Raw genomic sequence first — 20,789 nt, forward strand, 5'->3', positions numbered from 1 at the left:
AAAAATCCAAAATGATCAAATGATCAACTGATGATTTCCCCGGTTTCCATATAGTTCTTGAAACGTTTGATATCCTTGTCAATCATGTTTTCAAACGCGGGGTTCAACAGCCAGGCCAGGCCACTGCCCATATACCCGGCGGGCGGGCGATAGGAGATCATCACATCCACTTCAGTACCGCCGCCCAGCGTTTCCTGGAAAGTAACACGGCCTGCCGTAGCAATCGATGATCCGGGTAAAGACCGCCACCCCAGCATCTCTCCGGGTATCTCTTTCACAATTTCCGCATCCCATTCCAGCGTGCCGATCCCTCCCGGCCCTTTCGCGACCCAGCGCGAGTGCAACGGGTCTATCTCTTCCACAGACTTCAGATGTTTCATGAATACCGGCAGATTGCTCAACTGCCGCCAGAAATAATAAACCTCCTCCTTCGGGTTGTCTATCTTCATGGAAGTGCGGATATTAATAGAAGCAGTGTGTTTGTCGGGTTTCCTTCTGCCCAGCAATCCGTTAACCAGGTCATTGCCGGAGATGCCACGGTACAACAGGTAGCCGGCAGCCAGCAGTTTCAATAAGCTGCCGCCGGGCTTCTTGTCTACCTTACTGATAGCACTGCCCAACAGCCACGCACCTGTGAAAATGGATACAATCCTGCCTTCCGGAGTTACATTGATGATATTTGAACTTTCATAGAGCGGTCCTGCCTTCGGAGGTACATGACCATTTGATAGTTTTGTCATTAGATACAGTTTGGGGTGACGCAGCTAAAACCCTGCAACTTTTGTTGGAAGTCAATAAGATGCTAATATCTAAATAACTAAATATTAAAAAATATATACAACGCCTGTGGCATGATGGGTACGGTGCGTAAATAATTACACACTTCCGGCAACCCTTCAACGATCATTGGTAAGAAGCATTCAGGACATCGAAAATATTTTTTCCCCAGTTAGGCGCCAGCGCGTCGGCTGGCATAAACCGGCTGAATTTTTCACCCGTTTCCTCCACCACAGACCGCGCCCTTTTTTTACCACCACCGAAAATAGCCGGTGTGTAATAGATGTTTAAAGCCTTTACCAGCGAGGCCCGGGGATTGGCGGGATCAGCATCGATCGCTTTCTCCGCATATTGCCGGCTCTCCGCGCCCAGCGAGGCGCCCCGTGAAGGAACGGCGTTGATGCGAGCCGACAGCCAATAGCCCATCAACGTCAGCGTTTCCGTATGATGCGGCTGCATCTCCAGCGCTTTTTTCACAAAAGGAGCAGCCTTGTCACAGTATTCCTCCGCTTTTTTCTTTTCTGCCTTGAAAGATAACTGCGTATAGGCCCAGCCGGCATAATACTGCAACAGCCATTCCCGCGGATGGGCGCCGGCCAGCTGCGCCAGCGTATCGGCATGAGGCAGCCATTGCGGGGGGGCGCTCTTCTCCAGCACCTGCAACTGCGCCTGTAATACGGCCTGCCAGGAGCTGTCCTGCGCAGAAAGGGCGCTCATACCACCGGTGATCATCAAAAAAAGTAAAAGTAATCGCCTCATATAAAAATATTTCTGATAAAAGCCCCGGCGCCAATTATGTGCCACGTTTGTATTTCTGTGCCCGATAGCCTATCTTAACCGGCCAAACCACTGAACATATGAAAAAATTACTGACCACGTTATTGTTACTCTCCGGCCTCCATAGCTATGCACAAAAGGAAATAGCCCCCGATAAATGGCTGAAACTCTTCAACGGTAAGGATTTGACAGACTGGGACATTAAAATAACCGGTTACGACCTCAATGATAACTTCGGCAATACTTTCCGCGTGAAAGACGGTTACCTGACCGTTGCCTATGATCAATACGATGAATTCAAAGAACGATACGGACACATCTTCTATAAAAAGAACTTCTCCGCCTACCTCGTGGTAGCAGAATACCGGTTCACCGGCGACCAGGTGAAAGGCGGTCCGGGCTGGGCTTTCCGCAATAGCGGCATCATGCTGCACGGCCAGCCGGCAGCTACCATGACGAAAGACCAGGACTTCCCCATTTCACTGGAAGAACAACTCCTCGGTGGCAACGGTAAAGACCCGAGAAGCACGGCCAACCTCTGCACACCCGGCACCAACGTGGTGATGAATGGTAAACTGATCACCGATCACTGCATCAGCTCCACTTCCAAAACTTATCATGGCGACCAGTGGGTACACGTGGAAGCGCTGGTCCTGCGTGATTCTGTCATCAAACACATTGTTCAGGGTGACACCGTGATCGTGTACAACAAACCGCAGATAGGCGCCGGCAACGTATCCCACGCTGATCCCGCCGTGAAACAGGACGGAAAACTGCTCACAGAAGGTTCTATTTCCCTGCAAAGCGAAAGCCACCCCGTTCAGTTCCGTAAAGTGGAGCTGTTTGACCTGTCACCTTACGTCAATGACCCGGTGAAACTCAACAGGATACTGCATTTGCTGCAGCAACGGAACAAAGGCCGTCAATAACGCGGTTGACAACCGTGGTCGTGGCGGATGAGGCGGCTTCGGTCTCCTCGGAGGAACACAGCTGGCTGCCAACAGGGCAGCCACTGTCAACAGCCATACATACCGGTAATAAGCAGGTTTTCTGACCATAGTTATGCTTGTTTTTTGTTATGCGAAGGCAATAACTATTCCCGAATTAAGAAAAAACGAAAATTCCAAGGTTGATTTTTTACAGGTTTGGGCTACCTTTGGCCCCTCGAAAAAAATAGCATGGAAAATTGTACCCTCTACACGCATGAGGTAGATATGGGGAAGGTGTTGACGCGCATGCGTGCGCATTTCGATGCATCGGCCCTGAATGTAAACGGACAGGAAGACAACTGGGAGAGTATTACCGTAGTTTCGAAAAAGAGACGTTTAAGAAAAGGCAATACCATTACAATCACTTACCGTCAACGGTCAGTGCCGGGTTACACGCTGGAACACAGTGATGAGCCCATCATCGTTAATCTTCACGGCATGTACGCCTTCGTACAACAGATCGATGCCGAAAACCAGGAACTGAAAAAATTGCTGCTGGGGAAAATCCCGACCGTCAACACGGAAATAGCCATCAAGGCCGAACCCTCTTTCAACGGAGATCTCCGCTCCGCTGTCATGGACCTGGCCTACGAACTGGATGCTTTCTTTTTCTCCGAAGGCAATTCCATCTTTAACACAGACGTACAGGGATTCTGGGATAAAACCGGCGCCCTGCTGCTGGATGTGAACGGCCACGCTACCGCTACCAACCTCACTGTAAATATCGAGGCAAAATATTTCGACAGCCAGACGCCTCCCTCGGCGGAAGCGCTGGAAAGGAAAGCCCGCAGCCTGCAACAACTGCAAGCCATGGGCGTCCGCTCCAGCGCCATGCTGCCGGCCATCGTCGATGAAACGGTCGCTGTCATCCGCACGCCGGAAGAAGTAGCCAAAAGGGTAGCCATCCTTACTGCTATCAACGGCGTTGCTTTCGGACATTTGCCACCACAGGACGTGATCAGTTATCTGCAAAAAAAGCAACTGTGGGAACATGTCACGCCCGATGAAAAAAAATTCCTGCAACATCCCACCGAAGAAGAAAAAACAAAAGCTACCTGGAAATGTGAAAGCATCTGGGTATTGCTTTGGGCGCTGGGCCTGATGCCTGAACTGGGGTACATGACAGACCTCTGTAACCTCGACATGGTGCCGGAAGAAGTATTCCCTTTCCGTGGCTTGTCCGGCGATCTCACGCCTTTCTTTGAAAAAGCCACCACACTGCGCCCCGCTGCGGCCATACTTGATGCCAACGATCTTTACTACCGCGCCCACTGGTCATGCGTGGACGCCCGCCTGAAAAGCGAAGAAGCGCCCGTACACCCAGGCGTGGTCTATGAAAGACATTATGCGCTCAACTGGTTGATTAACTACCGCAACCAGCCGTGGGACAGCGTCACGTGCGACACCTGAGGAATGTAGGGATTTTTTGATTTACGATTTTTTGATTTACGATTTTTTGATTTTTGTTTGTTTTATTAAATACGAAGACCGAAGCAACTTTAAAAATTGCTTCGGTCTTTTTTTATGCGCAAAATCAAAAAATCGTAAATCAAAAAATCGTAAATCAAAAAATCCCTACATCTATTTGAGCATCAGCTGCCGGATATACTTCACCGGTGCACTGCCATAGCTCAGGAATTTTTCGTTGAAAGCTTTAAGGCTGTATTCTTTGCCCATCTTCTGTTTGTAAGCTTCCCGCAGGTCGATGATTTCTTTGTAACCGGTGTAGTAGCTGGTGAGCTGCACGCTGGTCACGCTAACCCTTTTCCACTTGCCTTCTGCTTCCGCCTGTTGCTGGAACGCTTCTTTGGTCAGCAGGTGAATAGCATCTTCGCGGCTCATGTTTTTCACATGTACGCTGTAATCGAGGATGGTATTGCACACTGCCCGCAGGTTCCATTTGTACCACATCAGCCACATTTCAGGCTCGTTATTGCCGTAGCCGTTTTCCAGCATCATCTGTTCGGTGTATACCGCCCAGCCTTCTATCATAGCGCCGTTGCCCATCAGGGATTTGATGAGGCTGGGAGACTGGTTGGCATATACCAGCTGGGTGTAGTGACCGGGGATCGCTTCGTGGATATCCAGTATCTGCAGGATATAGTGATTGTATTCGCGGAGATAACTTTCTGCTTTGTCTTTGGGCCATCCTTCGAGGCTGCCTACGTTATAGTAGGTGTTGCCGCCTTTGTCATACGGGCCGGGAGCGCTGATGGAAGCGCCGGCCACGCCAGCCATGTAGGCAGGTTCTTTACGTACAACCAGCGGTTTGGACGGGTCAATGTACAGCAGGTCTTTTTCTTTGATGAAGGCAATCAGTTCGGGCAGTTGTTTTTCAATGGCCGACTGGAACTCTTCCGGTTTCACGTGTTTGAGCGATAAGGTATCGATCATGCGGCTGATCAGCTCCAGTGAATCTGCCGGCACTGGCTGGCTGCCGAAGTACTTGGGCCACAGCTGCCGGCTGATTTTAGCCATCTCACCATGTACAAAAGCTTTGCGTGCTACTGCGGAATCGTAGATCTGTGTAGCGGAGAAAGAAGATTGTATGCTGTAGTTGAACTTCTGATCGTATAATGGTTGGCCCAGGCGGAAGCTGCGCGGATTGGCAGGCTTCAGTGTTTTCAGCCATGCCGCGTAATCTTTGATGGCTTTCACTGCTGTCTGCGCGCGGGCGATCATTGCTTTCTTTTCGTCTGCGCCGATGCTGGTCTTCTGCAGGGAGTCTGCAAAGTCTTTTTCAAATACAGACAAGCCGCCGTTGTTCTGATCTGCGGCCAGCGAGGTCAGTTCCGGTACCGGGTCTTTGATCTGTTTTTTGGCAGCTTCGTAGTATGCCGGCACATTGCCCAGTCTGGCGGAGAAGGCACGCAGCCGTGTTTCCAGCGGTGCATAGTTCTCGTTGAGAATAAAGGCGAACGTGTTGCTTACGTTAAAGGAAGAAGGGTCCCACTCGTTGCTCTTCAGTTCTTTGATACTCCATTGTACGGATTTCAGATAGTTTTCTATCAGCTGATAATCGATCTGGTTGGCATCTGTCAGTTTGCCCGGCTCATAACTTTTGAGGGAGTCCAGCTGTTGTTGCACAAAGGCGAGACTGGCCTGTGCTGCCGCGCTGTCGGGCACAATCAGTACAGAGTCGTACTTGTGATAGCCCACGCCGGTGGCCCAATCAGGGTTTTCTTTCCAGAGTTGGTCAATAAAACGTTCCTGGTAGGCCTGGAATGCTTTGTTCAGCACACTGTCGGCCTGACCTCCGCCCCGGGTACCGTTGCCGTTATTACAGGCAATCATGGCCGCAGCCGCCGTGGCGCAAAGAAGTATCTTTCTCATGATGGTGGAGATTTTGTTGATTGTCGGCACCTAATATAAAGAATTATGGCGTATAGGACAGGAATAACAGGATGGACGGAAACAGAAATAAAAAAGTTCCCTATCTTTGCGGCTCATTTGTAAAAACAGATAAAACCTTGCGCCATGTAATTTCACAGGCATATTGATCCTCTTTTTCTTCGCCGTTCCGCTCCGGAACCGGCCTGTGAATTTTTTTGTCTAACCTGATTACGTTACCCGAATACCATGAGGGCCAACAGGCTGATTACCTGTAGTTCACTGTCTTGCAGGTTTATATACCCCTGCTGATAAACAGCCCCTCATTCGTAATTCGTAATTCGTAATCCGTAATTTCATTAATATGGCGATTTCCCAAAAATATGGCCGTACCTATCATTATCCGTTCTCACCGGGAACTACCAGCGATGACCGTATCCAGCATGATTACTGGGACTGGCTGGTAAACATACCGCAGCTGATACATACGGAAAAGCTGGACGGGGAGAATAACTGTCTTTCCCGCCACGGTGTGTTTGCGCGCTCTCATGTGGCGCCTACCACGTCACCGTGGACCGAAAGCATCCGCCGGTACTGGCAAAGCATAAAAAATGACCTCGGCGACCTGGAAATTTTTCTGGAGAACCTCTACGCCGTTCATTCTATTGAATATAAAAACCTGGACCATCACTTTTATGTGTTTGGCGTCCGCGAGCATGACCGCTGGCTGAGCTGGGAAGAGACCTGCTTTTATGCCGCCATGCTGGACCTGCCGGTGGTACCGGTAGTAAGCACGGTAACGCCGCCGGCTGCACGGAATGAGTTTGAACGCGATACGCTGTCGCTCGTAACCGGCCCTGGCGCCTTTGATCCGCACGATGCTTTCAGTGGCGAACCTGCGATTATGGAAGGCATCGTGTCCCGTAACGCCGCCGGTTATCCGGTCAGCGAATTTTCACACAACGTGTTTAAATATGTCCGTAAGGGACATGTAAAAACCGATCAGCACTGGACCCGCCACTGGCGCAGGGCCCGGCTTAACTACGAAGGAGGTAACTATGTGGCAGATTACAGATAATAAAGACTGGGCGTCCCTCGAACAGCAGTTTGAGTGGGTAAGGGTCATGGCTTCCGTGCCACAGGATGCCCGCCATCATGCGGAAGGTAACGTAGCCGTACACACGCAGATGGTGCTGGAGCAGCTGCTGCAGCAACAGGCATACCGGGAGTTGACGCCCCAGGACCAGGAAACCCTGTGGGCTGCGGCATTGCTGCATGATGTGGAGAAGTATTCCACCACCGTGCAGGAGCCCGACGGCAGGATCACCTCCGCAGGGCATGCCCGCAAAGGAGAGATGCGCGTGCGGCAGATACTCTACCGGGATATGCCCACGCCCTTTTTTATCAGGGAAACGATCGCGAAACTGGTGCGGTATCATGGGCTGCCGCTGTGGGTATTCGATAAAAAAGATCCGCAGAAAGCCGTGATCATGGCCAGCCTGGAGGTAGATACCCGCCTGCTGGCGCTGCTGGCCCGCGCCGATGCGCTGGGGCGTACCTGCGATGATCAGGCTGACCTGCTGTACCGGCTGGACTGCTTCGAAGAGCTGTGCCGCGACAACCAGTGCTGGGGCGTACCCCGCGTTTTCGCCAGCGCAGCAGCACGGATGAATTACCTGCTGAAGGATGATGTATCGCCGGACTATGTGCCGTATGAACAGCCGCAGCCACAGGTGATCATGATGAGCGGTTTGCCCGGCGCCGGTAAAGACACCCTGGTACAGCAGCAGTATAAGGACTGGCCGGTCATCTCCCTCGATGATATCAGAAGGGCCATGAAAATTGCGCCAACCGATAAAAGCGGTAATGGCACTGTGATACAGGCTGCCAAAGAACAGGCGCGGGAACACCTGCGCAAAGGGCGTTCCTTCGTTTGGAATGCTACCAACATCACCCGCCAGATGCGGGAGCAGTTGACCAGCCTGTTCTTCACTTACCATGCCGCCGTTACCATTGTATATGTGGAAGTGCCGGCAGCCCGGCTGCTGCAACAGAACGGCAGGCGTGAACATATCGTGCCCGCCGCAGCCATGGAGCGGCTGATCAGCAAACTGGAAGTGCCCTCGCTGACAGAAGCCCATGAGGTGATTTACCAGCTCCGCTAAAAAATAGTATGGGTAAAAAATTATGGATTGATTATCTTGGCCCGCGCTCGTGAGATATATCCATTTTGTTTTACCCATATTGTTTAATAAGCATTTAAAGGGCCAACCATTTGACAACGTATGCAGGAGACTCCTTTTTCATTGGAGCAGTTTGAATTGTTGTTTAAGGAACACTTCAAATCATTAGCCCTGCTGGCATATAGTGTGGTGAAAGACAAGGATGTTGCCAAGGATATTGTGCAGGAATTCTTTGTAAAGTTCTGGGAAACACAGCATACCCTGCAGCTAAGGGGGCCTTTTGAAGGCTATGCTGCCCGCGCGGTAAAGAACAGAAGCCTTAACTACATTGCCCGGCAGGAAGTACAGGACAAACATCAGCAGCTTTTTGCCGCCATGCCGCCGGACAACCCGGATGCGGACCATGGGGACAGAGAGCAGTTTTACCAGCGGTTGTCGCATGCTATCGACTGTATGCCGGAGCAGCGCCGCCGCGTTTTCCTCATGAGCGCCGCCGACAACAAAAAGTACGCGGAGATAGCCCGTGAACTTAATATCTCCATCAATACCGTTAAGTTTCACATCAAAGCGGCCTATGTTTTTTTGCGGAATGAAGCTTTTATGCCACTGTGGATCAGCGTTTTACTGAACCTGCTGCATTTTTTCTAAAAAAACTTCCCCGTAGTACCTACCCTTTTTTAATACCTCACTGTCTAATCATCAGAAGCTATGACAGAAAATCAACCATCCCCTGAGTGGGAGAAGCTTGCAGCCAGACTGGAACAACCCCGGCAGGAAGGACCGCTTTCGCCGGAAGAAGCGGCGTATTTCGATATCAGGGACGCGGCGGAAGGCTGGCAGGAAATAGCATCACTGGACACCACGGCAGCCTGGCAGGAAGTAGCGGCCAGGATAGAACATACCCATCGGAAAAGATATTCCATTAATTGGTTCCGGGTGGCCGCAGCAGCGGCCGTTACCGGGTTGATTGCAGGAGGAGCGGTATTCCTGTTGAAACCACCGCGTCACAAACCAACCACCAGCGTAGTGGCTCATGCTGCCGGAAACAATCAGCAAATACAACTGATTACCGGCAGCGGCGCTACGGTAATACTGGACTCCGCCACCCGGCTCAAAGAAGCAGACGGTACCCGCATTACCGCCGGCAAGGCAGGCGTGGCCTACCAGTCCGCCCAAACCGTTGGCGCACCGGTATTTAATACCCTCGTGGTGCCACGCGGACATACCTATAAAGTCGCCCTCGCCGATGGCACACGGGTATGGCTCAACGCTGATTCCCGGCTGCGCTTTCCGGTGGCCTTCTCCGGCGATACCCGCGAAGTGGAACTGGAAGGGGAGGCCTGCTTCGAAACAGCGCCCATGGCCGCCAAACCTTTTCTCGTAAAGGTGCGCGACATGAAAGTGACCGTACTGGGGACCGAGTTTAACATCAACGCCTATACCAGCAATACACTCACCACCCTTGTTTCCGGTAAGGTAAAGGTAGACGCAGGCCCGCTCGTTAAAGAGCTGTCCCCCGGCCAGCAGGCGGCTTACCGGCAGGGTAATATGACCGTGGCCAGCGTCGACGCCGAACAGTTCACCGCCTGGAAAGAAGGCCTGCTGATATTTGACAACGAAAGCCTGGACGATATCATGATCAGACTGGGCCGCGAATACGATTATACAGTCAACTTTGAAAATAAATCATTACAACAACTACGCATCGGCGGAAACATCGAAAAATCACCGTCTGTCGCTCAGGTGCTGACTTTAATTGAACAACTGACAGATGTACACTTTGTAATAGATCAACCAAAACGAGCCATCATGGTAAAACAAGGCAAATAAAAAACGAACATGTTGTAGCATGTTCGTTTTATGAGCAAGCCCCGTAGGAAACAGGGCCTGGATCATCATCTATAATATAAATCAACCTAAATGTAATGAAAAAAAATTACATGCATGGCGTAGCCATGTTTCTGAAGAGATTTTATCAACCTGTACTGCTCTTTCTTTTTTGTGTACTATGGGCCGCCGCCGTAAGTGCCCAAACACAACCAAAAGTCACGCTGAAAGCCAACAACATGGCAGTGCCGGAATTCCTCAGACAACTGAACCGCCAGACCAAACTGCGCTTCCTCTACAACCAGGAGGAAATGATGCAGCTGCCACCGGTAACTTTACAAGTGCGTAACGAACCGCTGGACAAAGTACTGGAAGCTGCCTTCAAAGGAAAGCATGTGTATTACAACATCTCCAACGGCACCCTGGTGCTGCGCTACCGGCCGGCATTGGAAAGAACACCGGTTCAGGCAGCGGAAACTCCGCCGGTGACAGGCACCATCACCGATGAAGACGGGCAACCGCTCTCCCATGTCACCATCCAGGAGGCCGGCACCAACCGCGGCGCCTATACGAATGACAAAGGTTTCTTTACCTTCCCGGTCGGCAACAATTCCATCCTCCGTATTTCCTATGTGGGCATGGAACCAATCACCATCGCCGTCGGTAAAAGGAGAGAACTGACGCTTTCCCTGAAAAGAAACTCCGCCGCGAAGGAAGTAGTGGTAACCGGTATGGTTACACGTAACCGCGAAAGTTTTACCGGCGCCGTAGCCACCTTCACCGGCGCGGAACTGAAAGCGATCGGTAACCAGAACGTGGTACAGAGCCTCAAAACACTGGACCCTTCTTTTGTGATCGTGGAAAACAACTCGCTCGGCGCTAACCCCAACGCTATGCCCAACGTGGAAGTAAGAGGTAAAACAAGCCTCTCTACTTCTCAGGTAAAAGACCAGTTCGGACAAGATCCCAACCTGCCGCTTTTTATCCTCGACGGTTTCGAAACACAACTGCGCAATATCATCGACCTCGATATGAACCGCGTGGAATCCATCACCATCCTGAAAGACGCAGCGTCTACCGCCATGTACGGCGCCCGTGCGGCCAACGGGGTAGTAGTGGTGGAAACCCGCAAGCCCAAACAGGGAGAGCTGCAGGTGTACTACAGCGGCGACTTCCGTGTGGAAGTGCCGGACCTGCGCAGCTATAACCTGATGGACGCCCGCGAAAAACTGGAGTTCGAAGTACTCTCCGGCAGATACCGGAAGCGGTCCGGCGAACAGCCGCAGAAACAGCTGTGGCTGGACAGTATGTACAGCGCACACCGCGCCCTGGTGGAACAAGGCGTAAACACCTACTGGCTCAATGAACCGGTACAAATCGGTTTCACACAAGGACACTCCGTATACGCCAGCGGAGGCGACCAGCAACTGCGTTATGGCGTGGGCGTTAACTACAAAAAAATCAGCGGCGCCATGAAAGGCTCCGGCAGAGACGCCTGGGGCGGTACGGTAGACCTGACCTATCGCAAAAACAGGTTCAATATCAGCAACAAACTCAACGTGTCCGGCTATACGGCGAATGAATCGCCCTATGGCTCCTTCTCCGATTTCGCCTCCGCCAGCCCCTATTTCATGAAAAAACAGGCAGATGGCACCGTCGGCAAATACCTCGATAAACCGGAGGGAGATACGCTGAATAAAGCCATAATGGTGGTAAACCCGCTGTACAATGCTATGCTCAACAGTTTCGACGTAACGAAAAACATGGGCGTGCAGAACAACCTGCAGATGATATGGTCGTTTAACAGCTACCTCCGCCTGCAGGGCAGCCTGCAGCTGAGCAAGGAAAATACCACCCGCGAAAACTTCCTTTCACCGCTCAACAGCCGCTTCGACAACAGCAGCATCTACGAAAAAGGTAACTATAACAATACAAGAACAGATGTTTTCAGCTACCAGACCAATATCATGCTGACTTACGCGCGGGTACTGCAACAACATTCCCTTACCGCCAACCTGCGTGCGGAAGCCCAGGAAGCAGCTACCAGGGGGTATATCACCGCCGCGCAGGGTTTTCCCGAAGGCAGCAACGGCAACCCGGCTTTTGCTTTCTCCTATCAGACCAACAGCCGCCCGGGCGTAACCATCGACAAATACAGGAGAGTGAACGCACTGGCCAGCGTAAACTATATGTATGACAGCCGCTACATGATAGACCTTACCTACAGGATAGACGGTTCTACCGCTTTCGGCAGCAACCGCAAATTCTCCCCGTTCTGGTCTGCCGGTATCGGATGGAACCTGCACCAGGAAAGTTTCTTCAAAGCACTGAAATGGGTCAATCGCCTGAAAGTCCGCGCAGACATCGGCAGCACCGGTAACCAGAACTTCAGCAGTTTCTCCTCTGCGGATCTGTATCAGTACTATCAGAACATTAACCCATTCGGACAAGGCGCCGCCCTCATGACCATGGGCAACCCTGATCTCAAATGGCAAAATACCCTGAACAGCAACGTCGGCGCAGATGTTACCCTGTTCAACAATCGTTTCAACCTGATCCTTAATGCCTATAATAAAAAAACAGACCCGTTAATCGTCATCCTCACCCTGCCTACTTCTACCGGTTTGAGCGGATTCCCCGCCAACCTCGGTTATATGTCGACCAAAGGAGTGGAGGCGCTGGCTAACTATGCTGTGATCTATAAACCCAAACAACGCATCATCTGGCGTGTCGGCTATACCGGCAGCATGGTACGCAGCAGGTACGAAGGGTTTGATAACAAACTCGACGGCCTCAACAAACAACAGCTGGATGCCAAATCCCTCATACGTTTCCGGGATGGCCGCAGCCCCGATGATATTTGGGCCGTACCCTCGCTGGGCATAGATCCCGCTACCGGCAGGGAAGTACTGGTGAAACAAAACGGCGAAACCACCTATAACTACAGCACCGATGATATCGCTGTGGTAGGTAACTCCCGCCCGCGCATGGAAGGCGTTATCAGCAGCAACCTTACCTACGGGCCTTTCAGTCTTGGTATCAACCTCCGCTACCGCTGGGGCGCAGACCTTTTCAATACAGCCCTTTACAACAAAGTGGAGAACATCAGCAGGACGGCGCTGGCTTACAACCAGGACAAAAGAGCGTTGTACGACCGCTGGAAAAATCCGGGAGACATCGCCCAGTTCAAAGGTATTTCCATGACCGACAGGACCGAAATGTCTTCCCGCTTTATACAAAAAGACAACACAATCGTAGGGGAATCCATCAATATGGGCTATGAAATGCTGACCCAGCCCTGGCTGAAGAAAGCCGGTATGCAGAGCCTGCGCCTGAACGCTTATCTCAACGATATCTTCAGATGGTCTACCGTGCGGACAGAACGGGGAACAGAATACCCCTTCACCAATACGATAGCCTTCAGCGTCAGCGCTTCTTTTTAATGCTTCAAACAAGATCACATGAGAAAGATATACCTTCTGATAGTCGCTTCCTGCCTGCTGGCGTCCTGCAATAAGTATCTCGACATTAAGCCGGAAGACAAGTTTACGGAAGATAACCTGTATTCCACAGAGGCCGGCTTCAACAGCGCGCTCAACGGCCTTTACCTCGCCCTCTCCGGCCGTAGCCTGTATGGCGCGGAACTGACACTGTCCACCGTTGAAGTGCTGGCACAGCGCTATAATGTAAGCGGGGAACATAATTTCAGCACCGTGGCAACTTACCAGTATAACCAGTCCGACGTGCAGTCCCGGTTTGAGGCAGTATGGACGTCTGCCTATAAACAGATACTCAACATCAACAAGCTGCTGGAAGCACTGGACAAACACAAAGGCATCCTGTCCAAAGAAAAGGAAAACCTGGTGCGGGGAGAGTGTATGGGGCTGAGGGCCATGATACATTTTGACCTCCTGCGTTTGTTCGGACCGGTATATGCTACCGGCAGCGGCAAAACAGCCATCCCTTACAACACAACGACCGGCTCGGCGCCACAGCCGCTGTTGCCCGCTACCGGCGTGATCGATGCCGTATTGCAGGATCTCGCGGCAGCGCAGCAATACCTGTCCGCAGATCCGGTGATCACCACAGGTGTCGTGGATTTTAAAAGTGATGGAGGCGACTGGTTCCGTAAAAGAAATATACGGTTTAACTATTACGCTGCGAAAGCTCTACAGGCGCGCGTGCAGCTGTATGCCGGCGATAAGCCCGCAGCGCTTGCCGCCGCACAGGAGGTGATCGCCGGCGCCGCGAAGTGGTTCCCCTGGGTAAAACCGGCGGACATCAACGCAGAGCTGATCAATCCCGACAGGATCTGCTCCAGCGAAGTGTTCTTCGCCCTGTACAACCCGGAGCTGTATCTCAATCAGCGTGATTACTTCGCCGGGGCGCTACAGCCACAGTCCATCCTGGCGCCGGCGCAGTCAAAACTGACTGCCGTATTCGAAGGGCTGGAAGGGGATTACCGGTATAAGTCCTCCTGGATAGTACCCTCTGTAGGCGGAAAAACCTACCGGACTTTTGTGAAATATGAAGATGTACAGGATACCAAAAAATTGTTCCGCTTCCTGCAGCCGATGCTTAAAATGTCTGAGATGTACTACATCGCGGCGGAGTGTACGACGGACCATGATCAGGCCCTGCAATACCTGAACACGGTGCGGTTCGCCCGTGGCCTGGTAGACCTCGCCGCTACGGCCAATATCACCACAGAGCTGACGAAGGAATACCAGAAAGAATTTTTCGGCGAAGGGCAACTGTTCTTTTACCACAAAAGGATCATGACGGCCAAACTGGTGAACGGCGCTGCTACCGGCAGCAATGTAACGCCAAATTACGTAGTGCCGTTACCGTTATCAGAAACCAATCAGCGTACCAATTAAAAGCATATTGTCAATGAAAGCAATTCACTGTCTCATGGGGGTTCTCATGCTTTATGCCCTCACTGCCTGCCAGAAAGAAACACTGAAAACCTGGTCGGGCACCAACGATATTTATTTTGAAAACAGCCTGGTGGAGGACGCGGCCAAACGGACATCCGACAGCATGAACATCCTCTTCATCTTCGCGCCAAAGGGAACCACCGACTCTATCCTGAAAATACCGGTGAGAACCATGGGAACGCCTGTGGGGTACGACCGCACTTTCAGTGTCGGCACCACACAGTCCAATGCGGTGGCAGGCAAACATTATGACGCGTTGCCCGATTCGTTTGTGATGCGGGCCAACAGGGTGGTAGACACCATCCGTTTACGGTTACGCCGCACGCCGGATATGATGACGGATACGGTGTCGCTGGTGTTGCAACTGCAGGCCAATGATTATTTCACTACCAATATGGCACGGGTAGCGATAGGGAACAATACCTGGCTCAGCGCTACCACACTGCGGATCCGGATGACGGACGTGCTGTCGAAGCCCGCTTTCTGGTTCTCCGCGGTGTTCGGGAGTTTCAGCCGTAAGAAATTCCTGCTGGTATGCGAGCTGACCGATTATGATCCTTACAAACTGGCCAACGCAGTACCTATTGCAGACACTTATTACCTCGGCAAAGTGACCCAGCGTTACCTGGATGAACAGGCCAGGGCGGGGAATGTTATCCTGGACGACGACGGCAGCGTCATGATCATGGGAGACTACATCACCGGAGGATGACGGATTTATTTTTATTCACCTTTAGAGATAAACAACATGTATAAATATATCCTGGGGATCCTGTCCGTCATCGTACTGGCAGGATGTTACAAAGACAAGGGCAACTATACCTACACTGAGTTGAACGCTGTTACTATCAGCGGCATCGACAGCAGCTATTCACTGCTGCAGGGGGCCCGCCTGCAAATTAAGCCGGTGCTGGCTTTCACCAAAGATGCCAGCGGGGATACCAGCAAATACCGGTATGAATGGCTGGCCATTGCCAAAGTAGGCAATACGCCTGTTGGCGACCGTTATGACCTGGCCACCACACGGGACCTCGATATAAGCGTGACACTGCCACCATCCAAAGACTACGCGGTACATTACCGCGTAACAGACAAGGCTACCGGCGTGATGTTTAAATACGTATTTAACCTGACCGTTTCCATCGTTATCTCCAAAGGGCTCCTGGTCCTGAGCGATGTGAACGGCAAAGCGAGGCTCGATATGTTATCGGAATACCCGAAGAAATACACCATGTACACAGACGTACTGAGGATGCTGGGTTCCACGGTGCCCCGCAACGGTGCTTCGGTCGATGTAACGGTGGTATCCACCGGTTATTATCTTTCAACAACAGCCGGCACGCATAAGATCAATACGAATACCTTTGGCTGGTCGCCGACCAACAGCATCTCCTACGAGTTTCAATCGAAGATGCCGGAGAATATGATAGCACAACGGTTGATGAACACATTTGGCGGCGTACTCTGCTACGCTGACAGTAACCTGTATGTATATAGCCAGGCTTACCAGGTGCGGTATAATCTCCCCGTCAATTATCTCGCAGAGACCAAAGCGTATTTTAAAATATCCCGGCATATCGCTTACAACAACCGGTATATGATCCCGATTATCCTGTATGATGAAACCAATCACCGGTTTGTCCGGTATACCGCGCCTAATTCGGAATGCTCGCTGATGCCGGAAGGAACGCTCTTCAACTACCAGGACCCCTCGAAAGAACTGTTGTATATGACGTGGAACACTTACAGCAACGGGATGATGTTTGCCCTCCTGCAAGACAGGACCACGAAGAAAGTGATGCTGGCGCGTGTGAATGCGTCGGCAGATGTATTGCGGCAAAACAGTTACGATGAGATGGCGGCCACTGATATTGACAAAGCCACGCTGTTTGCGGTGGATCCGGTCAATGGTTATGTTTTCTACGCTGTAGGCGGTAAGTTGTACGAATACGATGTTTCCCTGAAAACGGCCAAACTGATGCTGGACAGGCCGGGATCCGAGATCACCCTGTTGAACAATGCGTCGGACGGACTGGTGGTAGGATTTTACCAGCTTGCCGGTCCGGCGGAGACAGGCGGTTCCTGGGAGAAGTATACGGTGCCATCGGTAAACGGCCCGCTGGAACTGAAGGAGTCTTACCAGGGCTTCGGGAAAATAGTCAGCTGGACAACGAAGAGCTCCTGATCTCGCAAAGGCGCTAAGCAGCAAAGCGCACAAAGAATAAAATAAGCGGGCAGAGAAAGCAAAGGAGCGGAGATCAAATGTGATCTTCGCTCCTTTGTTTTCTTATAATTCTTATCCGTTCTTAGCGCTCTTTGCTGCTTAGCGCCTTTGCGGGACTAAAATTCATTCCGCCACATCATGCTCTCCACTGGTCTTACTGTGCGGCCATTATATTTGGCATTACCTTTTTTGTTGTACATGGTTTCCACTTCGCCTTCCACCACAAAGTAGATCAGCTGGCCGATGGGCATACCGGCGTATACTCTTACCGGTTGTGCGCAGGAGATCTCCAGCGTCCAGGTGTTGCAGAAGCCTACGTCGCCTTTGCCGGCGGTAGCGTGGATGTCGATGCCCAGGCGGCCTGTGCTGGATTTACCTTCCAGGAAAGGCACATGGGCATGTGTTTCGGTGTATTCGAGCGTTACGCCCAGGTAGAGGGTGCCTGGTTGCAGTACATAGCCTTCCTCAGGGATCTCAAAATGTTCTATTTCATTGTGTTTGCGGGCGTCGAGGATACGGTCTTTATACGTAGCCAGGTATTTGCCCAAATGCACATCATAGGAATTGGTACCCAGGTACTTCCGGTCATAAGGCGAAATAACGATGGTGCCTTTTTCAATTTCTTCCAATATCCGTTTGTCTGACAGGATCATGTTAGGTGTTTTAGTAGTAGCAAGAAGGTTTCAGCATTTTAAGGGAAGCGTTAAAAAGCTTTAACCTTTGCTGTTATTTCTGCTTTTTTGCTTTAATTTGGCAAGATATGCCATTAATACGTACCATACAAATTGATCCGGAAACCAGGTTGGGCGTGTGGAGCATAGAAGAGCCGGAAAGTTTCTTCCGGGAGCGGGTAAATATCAGCCCCGACATCCATCATCCACACAAGCGGTTACAGCATTTGGCCGGAAGGTACCTGCTGGTGACCCTTTTCCCGGAATTTCCGCTGGAGAAGATAAAAGTCAGCAGCTCCCGTAAACCCCTGTTACTGTGCGACAGCTTTCATTTTTCCATTTCCCACTGCGGCGATCATGTAGCAGCCATCGTCAGCTCCAAAGGCGCCGTAGGAATAGATATTGAAGAGGTAAAAGACAAAATAGAACGGGTGTCCCATAAGTTCCTCTCACCCGGAGAGCGGGAATTTATCGATCCCCGGCATTCCTTGTCCCATAAAACAATCTGCTGGAGCGCCAAAGAAGCCATGTTCAAATGGTACGGCCTCGGCAGCGTTGATTTTAAGGAAAATCTCGTGTTACAACCCTTTGTATATCAGTCAACGGGTTTTATTACCGCTAATTTTGTGAAGCCGGATTCAAATACCCGGTTATATTTGCAATATATAATGGAAAATGGTCTGTGCCTGGCATGGACGCATCCGGTGTGAGGAACGGCATTTACTAACTGTTGCGTTATTTGACTTATGAAAATATTCTTGCTCGGCTTCATGGGAGCCGGAAAATCCTATTGGGGAAAGCAGCTGGCAGACCACTGGAACGTACCCTACTACGATCTGGACGAGGTGATTGTGGAAAACGAAGAGATGGCCATCAGCGATATTTTCGCCACCAAAGGAGAGGATTATTTCCGGGAAAAGGAAAGTATGCTGCTCCGCGAACTGTCCCGCCAGGAAAATTTCCTGATCTCCTGCGGCGGCGGTACGCCCTGCTTCCAGGACAATATGGACTTCATGAACGATAAAGGCACTACCGTTTGGATCAACCCTCCGCTGGAAACCATGGTGGAAAGGCTGACCCGTAAAAAACATAAACGCCCCCTGATCCAGGACCTCGACGATCAGGACCTGGCGGACTTCGTAGAGAAAAAACTGGCAGAACGCAGGCCTTTCTACGAACAATCGAGGCACATCATTTCATCCGATAACATTACATTGGATACCTTTACGAAAAATATCGAACATGCATAAAGGCTTTTTAGTTTGGGCAGCTGCTCTGGGCGCGCTCGCAGTGATTTTAGGCGCTTTCGGCGCACATAAACTGAAAGAACTGGTGCCCCCCGAGACAGTATCTACTTTTCAGACAGGCGTTACTTACCAGTTCTATCATGTGTTTGCACTGCTGGCAACCGGCATCCTCTTTGCTAATGCTCCGGGCAGTCACCTGGAATGGGCCGGCAGATGTTTTATCATCGGCATCTTCCTGTTCTCCGGCTCCCTCTACGCGCTGACCATGCTGAAAGCGACAGGCAATGTAGGATTGAGAGGAATCGGCATCATCACCCCCATCGGAGGCCTGGTGTTTATCGCCGGATGGATTTCGCTGTTGTTGGGACTTCTGAAAATTAAAGCTTAAAAAAGCAGATCGTATATGCGTAAAGGATACTGGTTGCTGTGGATGTGTATGACCTGGTGCGCTGTCGCCATGGCGCAGCAAACAAAAGATATCAGTGGTAAATGGTACGGTATAACCAGCTCCTACTATGGCGACAAACAACGCCTCACGGTGGCGCTGGAAAAAGAAGGAGAGGGCTACAAAGGGGAATTGCAAAACCCCGACCATGACAATGAAGCCATCGATCTCGATCATATTATCTATCGCGGAGACACGCTGCTGCTCCGTATTGATACCATCCGGTTCGCCTACACCGGCGTATGGAACCCGGCGGAAAAACAGTTCGAAGGCGTTTTTACGTGGGGTGGGCTCAAAGGTACGTTTAACCTTTCCCGGAAAGAGATCAGGCAAAGCGATGTGTACAACCGCCCGCAGGAGCCTAAACCGAAGTACCCTTATCATACGGAAAACGTGCAGTTCAACAATGAGCGCGATCATGTGTCGTTGGCCGGAACTTTCACCCGCCCGTTTGACTGGGGCCGTTATCCGGTGGTGGTCCTGTTGAGCGGCTCCGGCCCGCAGGACCGCGACGATGAAATGGCCGGCCATAAGACATTCCTGGTACTGGCCGATTTCCTGGCCCGCAACGGCATCGCCAGCCTCCGCTTCGACGACCGCGGCACAGGCAGCTCAGGCGGCGTTTACAGCCAGTCCAATATCTACGACTTCGCCAACGACGCCAAAGCTGCCCTCGAATATCTGAAAACACGGAAAGACGTAGATCCGTACACGATAGGTCTGCTCGGCCACAGCGAAGGCGCCGCCGTAGCGCAAATTGCGGCGGCAAACAATAAGTCGGTGGCTTTTGTAGTTTCTTTGGCAGGACTGGGCGTCACCGGCCGCGAAATGGTGGACCAGAAAGTAGTCCTCGACGGACGGATGTCCGGCGCTTCAGATGCTGAAATAAAAGAACGGCTGCAGCGGCTGAAACCATACTGGGACGCGCTTGCCAGCGATACCAACTATACAGTGGCTGCCGCCAGGGCAAAAGCTGCACTGCATGATATCTACCGTGATTCGCCGGAAGACATCAAAAAACAGGTGTCCGAAGAAGCGTTTACCAGCGATATACAATTCGACCGTGAACTGTCATCGATTTTGTTATACAAACCGCTGGACTACCTGAAACAGATCAAGTGCCCGTTCATGGCTATCAACGGCACCCGCGACCTGCAGGTAGACGCCACCAGCAATCTGAACGCCATCGAACGCGCCCTGCGCGAAAATGGGAATATGCTTGTCACCATACGAAAGTTCGACGGATTGAACCACCTGTTTCAACGCTGTAAAACCTGCACTGTGGCGGAATATGGCGACCTGGAACAGACCATCGACCCGCTGGTGCCTGAATTCATCGCACACTGGATACTCCAGTTGCCACCCAGGCCCAGGTAATC

The 20,789-nt window shown here is 51.4% G+C and carries 18 protein-coding genes; 14 read left to right on the forward strand and 4 right to left on the reverse strand.

Annotated features, from left to right (window positions below; genetic code table 11):
- Positions 1–23 precede the first annotated feature (23 nt).
- Both B5D63_RS06070 and B5D63_RS06075 read right to left on the reverse strand, forming a co-directional pair.
- Positions 24–740: an SRPBCC family protein gene (locus B5D63_RS06070; protein ID WP_078667828.1), complete on the reverse strand. Its 717-nt coding sequence runs from the start codon at positions 738–740 to the stop codon at positions 24–26.
- 163 nt (positions 741–903) lie between these two features.
- Positions 904–1,536, reverse strand: a complete 633-nt coding sequence (locus B5D63_RS06075; protein WP_143312781.1) for a hypothetical protein — start codon at positions 1,534–1,536, stop codon at positions 904–906.
- Positions 1,537–1,634: 98 nt separating this feature from the next.
- Between B5D63_RS06075 and B5D63_RS06080 the strand changes: the two genes are divergently transcribed.
- On the forward strand, positions 1,635–2,483 hold the full coding sequence (locus tag B5D63_RS06080) for a 3-keto-disaccharide hydrolase (RefSeq protein ID WP_078667830.1): 849 nt from the start codon (positions 1,635–1,637) through the stop codon (positions 2,481–2,483).
- Positions 2,484–2,732: 249 nt separating this feature from the next.
- The gene (locus B5D63_RS06085; RefSeq protein WP_078667831.1) at positions 2,733–3,953 is read left to right on the forward strand and encodes a DUF4272 domain-containing protein; all 1,221 of its coding nucleotides are present in this window, start codon (positions 2,733–2,735) and stop codon (positions 3,951–3,953) included.
- Positions 3,954–4,124: 171 nt separating this feature from the next.
- Here B5D63_RS06085 and B5D63_RS06090 read toward each other — a convergent pair whose 3' ends face one another.
- On the reverse strand, positions 4,125–5,876 hold the full coding sequence (locus B5D63_RS06090) for a DUF885 domain-containing protein (RefSeq protein WP_078667832.1): 1,752 nt from the start codon (positions 5,874–5,876) through the stop codon (positions 4,125–4,127).
- A 361-nt stretch (positions 5,877–6,237) separates the two neighbouring features.
- On the opposite strand from B5D63_RS06090, the gene B5D63_RS06095 reads away from it, so the two are divergent.
- The 8 genes from B5D63_RS06095 to B5D63_RS06130 all read left to right on the forward strand — a co-directional run bounded on the left by B5D63_RS06095 (position 6,238) and on the right by B5D63_RS06130 (position 17,008).
- Positions 6,238–6,951 (forward strand): RNA ligase family protein, encoded by a 714-nt coding sequence (locus B5D63_RS06095; protein WP_078667833.1) that lies wholly within the window; start codon positions 6,238–6,240, stop codon positions 6,949–6,951.
- On the forward strand, positions 6,932–8,038 hold the full coding sequence (locus B5D63_RS06100) for an AAA family ATPase (RefSeq protein ID WP_078667834.1): 1,107 nt from the start codon (positions 6,932–6,934) through the stop codon (positions 8,036–8,038). The genes B5D63_RS06095 and B5D63_RS06100 overlap by 20 nt, the downstream gene beginning before the upstream one ends.
- A gap of 120 nt (positions 8,039–8,158) precedes the next feature.
- Positions 8,159–8,704 (forward strand): RNA polymerase sigma-70 factor, encoded by a 546-nt coding sequence (locus B5D63_RS06105; protein ID WP_078667835.1) that lies wholly within the window; start codon positions 8,159–8,161, stop codon positions 8,702–8,704.
- A 60-nt stretch (positions 8,705–8,764) separates the two neighbouring features.
- Positions 8,765–9,886 (forward strand): FecR family protein, encoded by a 1,122-nt coding sequence (locus B5D63_RS06110; RefSeq protein ID WP_078667836.1) that lies wholly within the window; start codon positions 8,765–8,767, stop codon positions 9,884–9,886.
- A 95-nt stretch (positions 9,887–9,981) separates the two neighbouring features.
- A complete protein-coding gene (locus B5D63_RS06115) occupies positions 9,982–13,326 on the forward strand; it encodes a SusC/RagA family TonB-linked outer membrane protein (protein WP_078667837.1) in 3,345 nt (1,114 codons plus the stop codon).
- Positions 13,327–13,344: 18 nt separating this feature from the next.
- Positions 13,345–14,763 (forward strand): RagB/SusD family nutrient uptake outer membrane protein, encoded by a 1,419-nt coding sequence (locus B5D63_RS06120; RefSeq protein WP_078667838.1) that lies wholly within the window; start codon positions 13,345–13,347, stop codon positions 14,761–14,763.
- A 13-nt stretch (positions 14,764–14,776) separates the two neighbouring features.
- Positions 14,777–15,535, forward strand: coding sequence for a DUF4843 domain-containing protein (locus tag B5D63_RS06125; RefSeq protein ID WP_078667839.1), 759 nt, complete (start codon positions 14,777–14,779; stop codon positions 15,533–15,535).
- A 36-nt stretch (positions 15,536–15,571) separates the two neighbouring features.
- Entirely contained in the window at positions 15,572–17,008 is a 1,437-nt protein-coding gene (locus tag B5D63_RS06130; protein ID WP_078667840.1) for a PKD-like family lipoprotein, read from the forward strand.
- Positions 17,009–17,163: 155 nt separating this feature from the next.
- On the opposite strand, the gene dcd is transcribed toward B5D63_RS06130, so the two are convergent.
- Entirely contained in the window at positions 17,164–17,700 is a 537-nt protein-coding gene (dcd, locus tag B5D63_RS06135; protein ID WP_078667841.1) for a dCTP deaminase, read from the reverse strand.
- 107 nt (positions 17,701–17,807) lie between these two features.
- Between dcd and B5D63_RS06140 the strand changes: the two genes are divergently transcribed.
- The 4 genes from B5D63_RS06140 to B5D63_RS06155 are packed head-to-tail and all read left to right on the forward strand — an operon-like array spanning position 17,808 to position 20,787.
- Entirely contained in the window at positions 17,808–18,428 is a 621-nt protein-coding gene (locus B5D63_RS06140; protein WP_078667842.1) for a 4'-phosphopantetheinyl transferase family protein, read from the forward strand.
- Positions 18,429–18,464: 36 nt separating this feature from the next.
- Positions 18,465–18,968 carry a shikimate kinase gene (locus tag B5D63_RS06145; RefSeq protein WP_078667843.1) on the forward strand — a complete coding sequence of 168 codons (504 nt, stop codon included), beginning with the start codon at positions 18,465–18,467 and terminating at the stop codon, positions 18,966–18,968.
- Entirely contained in the window at positions 18,961–19,353 is a 393-nt protein-coding gene (locus B5D63_RS06150) for a DUF423 domain-containing protein (RefSeq protein ID WP_078667844.1), read from the forward strand. Before B5D63_RS06145 ends, B5D63_RS06150 begins: the two co-directional genes overlap by 8 nt.
- A gap of 15 nt (positions 19,354–19,368) precedes the next feature.
- Positions 19,369–20,787 carry an alpha/beta hydrolase family protein gene (locus B5D63_RS06155; protein WP_078667845.1) on the forward strand — a complete coding sequence of 473 codons (1,419 nt, stop codon included), beginning with the start codon at positions 19,369–19,371 and terminating at the stop codon, positions 20,785–20,787.
- The last annotated feature ends 2 nt before the right edge of the window (positions 20,788–20,789 follow it).

It is taken from the genome of Chitinophaga eiseniae (assembly GCF_900167135.1).
Taxonomy (GTDB): domain Bacteria; phylum Bacteroidota; class Bacteroidia; order Chitinophagales; family Chitinophagaceae; genus Chitinophaga; species Chitinophaga eiseniae.

Excerpts from the sequence above, each read along its gene's own strand:
- B5D63_RS06070 (WP_078667828.1), bottom strand. The coding sequence starts at position 740 with ATGACAAAACTATCAAATGGTCATGTACCTCCGAAGGCAGGACCGCTC.
- B5D63_RS06075 (WP_143312781.1), bottom strand. The coding sequence starts at position 1,536 with ATGAGGCGATTACTTTTACTTTTTTTGATGATCACCGGTGGTATGAGC.
- B5D63_RS06080 (WP_078667830.1), top strand. The coding sequence starts at position 1,635 with ATGAAAAAATTACTGACCACGTTATTGTTACTCTCCGGCCTCCATAGC.
- B5D63_RS06085 (WP_078667831.1), top strand. The coding sequence starts at position 2,733 with ATGGAAAATTGTACCCTCTACACGCATGAGGTAGATATGGGGAAGGTG.
- B5D63_RS06090 (WP_078667832.1), bottom strand. The coding sequence starts at position 5,876 with ATGAGAAAGATACTTCTTTGCGCCACGGCGGCTGCGGCCATGATTGCC.
- B5D63_RS06095 (WP_078667833.1), top strand. The coding sequence starts at position 6,238 with ATGGCGATTTCCCAAAAATATGGCCGTACCTATCATTATCCGTTCTCA.
- B5D63_RS06100 (WP_078667834.1), top strand. The coding sequence starts at position 6,932 with ATGTGGCAGATTACAGATAATAAAGACTGGGCGTCCCTCGAACAGCAG.
- B5D63_RS06105 (WP_078667835.1), top strand. The coding sequence starts at position 8,159 with ATGCAGGAGACTCCTTTTTCATTGGAGCAGTTTGAATTGTTGTTTAAG.
- B5D63_RS06110 (WP_078667836.1), top strand. The coding sequence starts at position 8,765 with ATGACAGAAAATCAACCATCCCCTGAGTGGGAGAAGCTTGCAGCCAGA.
- B5D63_RS06115 (WP_078667837.1), top strand. The coding sequence starts at position 9,982 with ATGAAAAAAAATTACATGCATGGCGTAGCCATGTTTCTGAAGAGATTT.
- B5D63_RS06120 (WP_078667838.1), top strand. The coding sequence starts at position 13,345 with ATGAGAAAGATATACCTTCTGATAGTCGCTTCCTGCCTGCTGGCGTCC.
- B5D63_RS06125 (WP_078667839.1), top strand. The coding sequence starts at position 14,777 with ATGAAAGCAATTCACTGTCTCATGGGGGTTCTCATGCTTTATGCCCTC.
- B5D63_RS06130 (WP_078667840.1), top strand. The coding sequence starts at position 15,572 with ATGTATAAATATATCCTGGGGATCCTGTCCGTCATCGTACTGGCAGGA.
- dcd (WP_078667841.1), bottom strand. The coding sequence starts at position 17,700 with ATGATCCTGTCAGACAAACGGATATTGGAAGAAATTGAAAAAGGCACC.
- B5D63_RS06140 (WP_078667842.1), top strand. The coding sequence starts at position 17,808 with ATGCCATTAATACGTACCATACAAATTGATCCGGAAACCAGGTTGGGC.
- B5D63_RS06145 (WP_078667843.1), top strand. The coding sequence starts at position 18,465 with ATGAAAATATTCTTGCTCGGCTTCATGGGAGCCGGAAAATCCTATTGG.
- B5D63_RS06150 (WP_078667844.1), top strand. The coding sequence starts at position 18,961 with ATGCATAAAGGCTTTTTAGTTTGGGCAGCTGCTCTGGGCGCGCTCGCA.
- B5D63_RS06155 (WP_078667845.1), top strand. The coding sequence starts at position 19,369 with ATGCGTAAAGGATACTGGTTGCTGTGGATGTGTATGACCTGGTGCGCT.